The 1,637-nt window shown below is 43.1% G+C and carries 2 protein-coding genes; one reads left to right on the top strand and one right to left on the bottom strand.

What is annotated here, in order from left to right; translation table 11 throughout:
* A partial coding sequence (locus KIV40_RS30815; RefSeq protein WP_285353094.1) for a transcriptional regulator occupies positions 1-661 on the bottom strand: 661 nt, incomplete at its 3' end.
* A 389-nt stretch (positions 662-1,050) separates the two neighbouring features.
* Between KIV40_RS30815 and KIV40_RS30810 the strand changes: the two genes are divergently transcribed.
* Positions 1,051-1,614 carry a porin family protein gene (locus tag KIV40_RS30810; RefSeq protein WP_285353092.1) on the top strand — a complete coding sequence of 188 codons (564 nt, stop codon included), beginning with the start codon at positions 1,051-1,053 and terminating at the stop codon, positions 1,612-1,614.
* The last annotated feature ends 23 nt before the right edge of the window (positions 1,615-1,637 follow it).

The following is a 1,637-nucleotide window of genomic DNA, read 5'->3' as shown; positions in this document are numbered from 1 at the left end:
TGGCATTCTTGCTGCCATGTTTGGCAAACGCAAAGGCTTTGATCAGATATACCCCATCGTCATAAGCCGACTCCGCCACTCGCAGATACACGTCGGCATGGCAGGTTGGGAATGACTGGTTTGCCAACTCATAAGCGAGCAGTTGACCGTCGCCGATGAGATAAGCGCTATCATGAAGGTAGAAATCAGTCGCCCCTACCTGAAAGTACTGATACTCGCTCGGATGAATAAATTCGGGCTTCCTAATGAATGGCTTAGCAAAGAAAATAAACAGTAAGCCTGCCAAGAGAAACAGCGTGATAATCCAGTGCCAAACAGGCAGATGGTTTTTCATCTTCAGTGCCGGCTCCAAACTTACTTCCTCTAAAGCGATCTCTTGCTCTTGGCTAACTCGGATGGTTCGGTCTTCTACTTTTTTCTTGATTGGCTGCTCAACGCAGTGAATCTCCAAGACATAACCAATCTTACTGACTGTTTTGATGGTCACATCTCTTGCGCTCAACTGTTCGAAGTTTTTTCTCATACCTGATATGACATTAGTAATCGCCTGGTCAGTCACAAAAGCACCCTCCCAACAGGTTTCAAAGAGCTGTTCACGAGTGACGTGAACACCCTGATTTTCCAGTAACAAGCTCAACACTGCGTAAGGAAGTGGACGCAACTGACAGCTCTCTCCCTCCACACTCGAGAGTGTTCGAGTAGTAGGATCAAGTATCAAATTGGAAAAATAGACTCTATGCATAGGCTCACTGTTACTAGGTTTTGAGCAAATTTTACTCAAAAATATACCGCGGTGATTATGATCCTATCATTACTTACTCTGTGGTGTAAGTGGTAGCCTGAAATCTACTACCACTTCAAAGAACAGTGCCAACAAAAAATACACCATCAAATATATCAATGATTTACGTAATAAATATAAAAATAAGTAAAAGGAAAAGCGTCAATAAACCGACAATTCGTGAAGTTTAAATGAAATCCATCTTTAGTTTTATATTGGAAGTGAACACACAATGCACACTGTTTTTTATCCCCGATGAGATTAATAAAATGAAAAAAGCAGTGATCCTTTTGGCAGCATTTTCTGCCTTCGCAGGTGCTCAAGAGCAAGCCGTTGAAAAAGACGTATCTGGTTTTTATTTAGGCGGTGGTTTCGGTACTACAACTTATGATGATGACGTGTCTGGCTCGGTACTAGAAACCAATGATTCATCATTCAAGCTTATTGGTGGCTACCAGTTTAACCGTATTGTTGCTGTTGAAGCACAATACACAAAGTACAGTGATGTTACTGCACCTGGCTCACCATACGCACTAGAGCCGTCGGCAATCTCAATTGCGGCAAACCTTGGTTACACCTTTGACTGTGGTTGGCGTCCTTTTGGTACTGTTGGTTTGGCTCAAATGTCTATTGACGTACCGTTCGCAAAAGACGAAGACGAAACAGCACTTCGTTTAGGTGCTGGTGTTGAATACACCCCGGCAAGCCTAGAGCATTTAAACTTCCGTGTTGCATACGAAGTTGACACTTTCAGCATCGATACGGGCTTCCCTGACTACGACGTTACCTTCCAACTAGGTAGCTTCTACGCAGGTGCTACCTACAAATTCTAATAACTAACACTCTGTTAGCTAGA

This window comes from Vibrio sp. D173a (assembly GCF_030248475.1).
This window is presented reverse-complemented; position numbering and strand designations above follow the sequence as displayed.

What these genes read in the sequence shown, in the direction of transcription:
- KIV40_RS30810 (WP_285353092.1), top strand. Translation starts at nt 1,051, where the DNA reads ATGAAAAAAGCAGTGATCCTTTTGGCAGCATTTTCTGCCTTCGCAGGT.